Origin of the sequence: Escherichia sp. E2586 (assembly GCF_005781105.1) — a bacterium.
In the GTDB taxonomy this organism is placed as follows: Bacteria; Pseudomonadota; Gammaproteobacteria; order Enterobacterales; family Enterobacteriaceae; genus Escherichia.
In genome coordinates this window covers 1-5,865 of the sequence record NZ_VATN01000054.1, presented here as the reverse complement: position 1 = coordinate 5,865, position 5,865 = coordinate 1, and the positions used below count along the sequence as shown (strand labels likewise).

Here is a 5,865-nt window from a genome sequence, read left to right as displayed (position 1 = left end):
ACTGATTTTGGGCCAGGGTCATTTGGCCGGGTTCTCAAAAAATGCATGGAACTAAAACGGGTCTATTTACATATCCACGGGATGGTTTAACTCTATAGCACAGGATTAATGCTGGCGCAGCAGACAATGTCTAAAGATTTAACGCACTTATCGATTACCAGGACAAATACACTTTTTCAAAATCATTGCAAATACTTTGCCTTTCATTTCAAAAAAATAAATCATAATTTTTATATCCCCTTCAACAGGGTCCAGTGGCTGTATGCTGATTTATAACTCGCTACAGTGCTAACAATCATCCTACTTGTTCATTAACCAAAATTACATCAATACAGGAATCACCCTCTCTTCATGGCGCTTATTCATAATTTAACTTAATGAATGCTGATTATAAGATAGTACATGCTTTTGCTTCATCAACATTTTTTCCTAAAGCAAAATTATTTTTAACATAAAAATGCCTTCATCTATAGAATATGTACAATACCAACAAAATAATTAGCCACGGTTTTGTTCTTAAAAGTATAACGGTCGTGATCGGTTCGATTTGCCAGGTTATATCGCCTGCTATGGCCAGTGCGGATGCCGCTTTGCTCGCCGAGCAAAAAGCCACGCCTTATGAAACGCAACGAGATAGCTCACGTACGGATACAGAAGCGGAAGATCGTGATCAGGAAAATGCTCAATTAACTCAGTTAGCCGCTTTCGCGTCTCAGGCTGGAGGAGTGCTTTCTGGTCATACGGATAGCAACATGGCAAAAGCGATGGCCAAAGGCTTTGTGCTGGGTAAGGCAAATCAAAGCGCCGCTGAATGGCTGCAACATTACGGAACAGCACAAATAGAAATCAACGCCGACGATAACTTATCGCTAAAAGATTCCTCTTTTATATTGCTTCATCCGTGGTACGACGTGCCGAACAATCTGCTGTTTTCTCAAAGCGGCGTCCACCGTGTGGACGGGCGGGGCATTGTGAACCAAGGCATTGGTTATCGCCACTTCAACCAGCAAACGATGTATGGCCTCAATACCTTTATCGATTACGATTTATCTGGTGATCATGCCCGGGCGGGGATTGGCGCCGAATACTGGCGTAATTTTGTTAAATTTTCCGCTAATGGCTACATCGGGCTAACCGGATGGAAAGCATCTCCGAATGTTGAAGATTATGAAGAACGGCCTGCCAATGGTTGGGATTTACGTCTGGAAGGATACCTTCCCGCTCTCCCGCAACTGGGGACAAGGCTAACGTATGAGCAGTATTTCGGTCGGGAGGTCGCGCTGTTTAGTAAAGAAAACCGGCAGAAAAACCCCCGGGTTCTTACTGTCGGCGTGAATTTCACTCCATTTCCGTTGCTGACATTAAGCGCGGAACATCGCACTGGCGAGAGTGGAAAACATGACACTCAGCTAAAAGCGGATGTGAACTGGCGCATCGGCACCCCACTCCGTCAGCAATTAAATACGGATGCCGTAGAAGGCATTCGTACCCTGAATGGCAGCCGCTATGACCTTGTTAATCGTAATAACGACATCGTTCTTGAGTATCGCAAACAAACCGTTATCAAATTACACCTCCCGGGGCGAGTAACAGGAAAATCAAAACAGGTCATTCCGTTGTTGCCTGATGTGCAGGCAAAACATGGTTTGAAAGATATTGAATGGGATGACGCATCATTTTTAGCCGCGGGCGGTAAGTTGATCGGTCAGGGAGCCCACTGGCAGATGGTGTTGCCGGAATGGAAAGATGGCGCGATCAATGCATGGGGAATCTCCGCTATTGCGCATGATACCCGTGGTAATGCATCGCAACCCGCCGAAATGCAGGTTGTTCTTACGCCACCGATAATAAGTAAGAAATATTCCAGTCTTAGCATCGCCGTGGCGCATCTGCTGGCAGATACAAAAACACAAACTACGTTGACAATTGCTCTACTGGATAATGAGAAAAAACCGATAAGCGGCAAAGCAGAGCAGATAATTCTCAATGGTGCATTTACTCCAATCAACTCGCTGGTAGACGGTATGGCTTTGGCGAAAGGAACCGTCACTTTAAAGCCTCAGGCTCCGGTATTGCCGCAACTGGGAAAACTCAAAGAGTCTGGTAATGGAATTTACACAACAACGGTAACTGCCGGTGAAAGTGCTGGAAAATTTACTATTACTGCAAGCCTGGAAGATACAACGCTGGCATCTGCTGACATCATTTTTACAGATACATCAGCCGCACTTGAGCAAAGTACGCTTACTGCTGACAAGACAACGTTTTCTGTCGGAAGCACGGAAAAGTCGACTCTGGCCCTTACCTTGCAAGACAGCAAGGGCCAGCCAATTAGCAACGAAAAAGAACGCATAACATTCTTTATTGCTGACAGTACTGTAGATACATCGAAATATTCCTTCGATACCGTTCAGGAAAGCAACCCTGGACACTACACCACAACATTTAGTGGTCTTCTGGAAAATCCAAAGTTACCTGTTGGCGTCAAAATTAATGGCAAAGATACCGGCAAACGCCTGATCTTTAATCTGACAACAGTTTCTGTCGCAACGGTTACTGGTGTGCCTGTAGTGGGAAATACGCTGACAGCAACAATGCCTTGTAGCACAGACTGCAATGCGTTGACTTACCAATGGCAGAGAGAAGATCAAGCAGGTAGTAATAATTATGTCGATATTCCGGGTGCCACAGCGATGACATATGTTCCTTCCACCGCCGATCAAAAGCGAAAAGTGCGGGTACAAATTATCAAATGACTTATTACTGAGCCAGAAAGTCATCGTTATCCCATATCTGTATTGTGTATTTGTTAATAAATAGTAAGACAAGAGAATATGAAACTAAGCTTAAAAAAAAAGACTGCCGCCAGCATTACAATGGGCTTCTTACTCAGTATGAGTGTTAATGCCGTCGCAGCAATAATCACCTCTTCCGCAACGATGTCCATTACAGGACATGAGCCAACCCTGACTGCAGGTGAGATTACTTTTGAGGATAAAAATGCAAATGGCATTCTTGACCACGGCGATGTCGTAAAAATCGATCCCGCTCATGACTTTGCATTTGCCGATGTTGATGGAGATAAACCCGATACAACGACTCCCCGACTCTATAGCTGGAAGATTGGTTCTACTGAAGTGGCGGTGACCGAAACTTACACTATTCAGGACAAAGATTTAGGACAGACAATTACACTATTTGTTACTCCACAAACTGACAAAAATATTACTGAGCCATTCCAGGGCACACCTGTTCAGGCTACGGTAAACGGAACAGCGGGTGGACTACCGATTTCTGGAAGCGACGATGTCATTAAAGTGGTAATTAGCGGCGGTACCGGTGTTTCTGGCGCACCTATCGTTAATGACACTCTGACAGCTACACCAACCTGTACAAAAGCGTGCGGTGTATTGAACTACCAGTGGCAGGTCGAGGACTCCGTCAATAGCGGTAAATATATCGATATAACAGGGGCAACAAACAGTACTTGGAAAGTCACTAAAGAGACTCAGAAACGAAAAGTTCAGGTGGTTGTATCCAATCCTTGATGCTTCTGTTTTTCTTCCCAAATAAAGGGAATAAAGAACAGTAGTAATGTGCTATTTTTAATAGTCAGAAAACCGCCACACTAATTATAACGGCGGTTTTCTGAAAAACTTAAACTAATCCCCTATGTAGATAAAAATAACAATCAACAAACAGACCTGTAAATCAACAGCCTATTTTTTTGTTATATTTATCGCCTGTACGGTGCATGCAGAATTACCACATTTATCCCAGTGAGGATGCACAACATAAGCACACCCTGCCAATGAAGATAATATGCCACCTATGATTAATAATTTATAATTTGACATATTAATACCAAAATATTATTGCAATAGAATATAAACATGGATGCCAGCGTTATTGCTGGTATCCATGTTTGACTTACATTACTGTATCGATATTAAGAATTAGCGTAGAAGACACAGCTTCAGCGTTCCCTTCAGTCTCATACCAGATAATTAACTTACTACTGGTTGTACCAAAAGGATCGCTGTTGCAATTACAAAGGTCTTCATACATAACCTCGACCTGGAGGTAACCTAGTGTAACATCTGCTGGCATAATTTCGTAGGAGTGAAGCAACCGACTGGGTAAATTTGAATAAACATAATTATCATCATCGTAATACGATAATTCAATTTTAGTATTAATAACATCTCCCGCAGTAAGGTTTCCAGCAACCGGAATACGATAGTACATATGTTCACCAGGCAGGCCATTCCCAATACGATGCTTATTAATGATCCCTCCTGATACCATTTCCGTTCCACTAACATCAATAAAGGTTGGTGATTTTAACGTTCCTTTTTTCGGCGGCGTCACTGGAATTGCCTTCGTGACAATAAGTCTTTTATGTTCAGAAATCCCTACGTTGCCGCTACGTTCAGCAACAATGTATGAAATCCTGTTTTTGGCTTTATTTACGTTATCCTGTACCATTAACTCTGTAGTATCGAATTCAAAGGGATAAATCGTTTTCTGCGGTTTTGAAGGAACCTCATAACGCCCCAAAAAAGTTCGATCACCAATAACAGCTGTTCCCATAAGATCAACATAAGTTGGCTCATTAAACACAAGAATGGTATCGTTTATAAAACCGCCATAATCAGGTTTAGATTCGGTATCTTCCAGAGATTTGAAATGCAAATTCACTTTCTGTTGATCTTCATCAAGAATATCACCGTCAGTATTTTCAAAGTACATTGAATATCCCATGTACTCTGGCGTAATGCCTTCAATAAACAGACCTTTAGAGTCAGAAGTATCAATATCCGGGGAACCTGAACTTACTGTCATTACCAGGAAACCGGCATCTTTAGCACAGGGGTAAATACGGAACTTTGCCACGCCAGTTTTCGATGCTGAATCATTTTTAAGGTTAATAACAAAACCATCAAGTTTACTCGAGGTTAAATTACTAACATAATGATATTGCATGTCAGGATATGCTTTGCCCCCCCCCTGATTAGTATCAGACATCATAAAAAATACGTTTTCGAATACCGCCTGCGCCATACTTACAGGTCGCAGATACAGTTGGATATCCTGATGTGTTTCATCGCCAGGATATTTCGTCAAATTACGTTTATACGTTATCGTACCAGTAATATAGGTGACACCAGACAGATTTGAATAACTATCATTAAGAGTTTCCGGGGCATTCAAATCAATAATCTGAGTGTCATCAAAAGAGATAGTAATCTCATCATCGAGATCAGTATTTGACTCCAGTACATAATATTGGCAGTGACATGTTACTGGCGCAGCTGCTCCCAGGGCTTGTACAGTCAATGTCAAGTCGATCGCTTTATCGCCCAGAGCAATATTGTTAGGTACATTGAACGAATACTTGTACATATAAACTTTGCTACCGTCAGTATCCGTAAATTCTCCCTCACCTTGTGGTTTTGGTAAAATATTTTTACTCGCCACATCCATTTTTATTGCGCTAGGATCCATGGCAATTTCCGCGTTCTGGTATTTATAATAAAATTCCAGATAAATAATCTGCCCTCGCACTATCCCTTTCTGAGAAGGGAAGCTGCATGTTAATACCCCTGGAGTGAGGGCGTTAACATGAGAAGTCACCGGATGAGCATCTCTGAGATATTTCTCAGATTTAAACTTCTCTATAGATTTAATTTTTCGCATATTTAACATGACATCACCTTTAACTTTATTAATTACATTGTTATATCAATGAATACTTCGCGCAGATAAGAGAATTCCTGCTTATTCTGGCAATAGTATTCCACTCTCAGCGTGCTCTGATCCACGCCCTGCGGCGGCATATCGCAGCCCGCCAGATCGTCTATG

The 5,865-nt window shown here is 42.2% G+C and carries 3 protein-coding genes; 2 read left to right on the top strand and 1 reads right to left on the bottom strand.

What is annotated here, in order from left to right; translation table 11 throughout:
- The first annotated feature begins 476 nt into the window (after positions 1-476).
- Both FEK50_RS23970 and FEK50_RS23965 read left to right on the top strand, forming a co-directional pair.
- Positions 477-2,756 carry an inverse autotransporter beta domain-containing protein gene (locus FEK50_RS23970; protein WP_131162602.1) on the top strand — a complete coding sequence of 760 codons (2,280 nt, stop codon included), beginning with the start codon at positions 477-479 and terminating at the stop codon, positions 2,754-2,756.
- A 78-nt stretch (positions 2,757-2,834) separates the two neighbouring features.
- Positions 2,835-3,548 carry a ZirU family protein gene (locus tag FEK50_RS23965; RefSeq protein ID WP_130238313.1) on the top strand — a complete coding sequence of 238 codons (714 nt, stop codon included), beginning with the start codon at positions 2,835-2,837 and terminating at the stop codon, positions 3,546-3,548.
- Between the two features lie 382 nt (positions 3,549-3,930).
- On the opposite strand, the gene FEK50_RS23960 is transcribed toward FEK50_RS23965, so the two are convergent.
- Positions 3,931-5,709, bottom strand: coding sequence for a hypothetical protein (locus tag FEK50_RS23960; RefSeq protein ID WP_130238314.1), 1,779 nt, complete (start codon positions 5,707-5,709; stop codon positions 3,931-3,933).
- Positions 5,710-5,865: the final 156 nt, after the last annotated feature.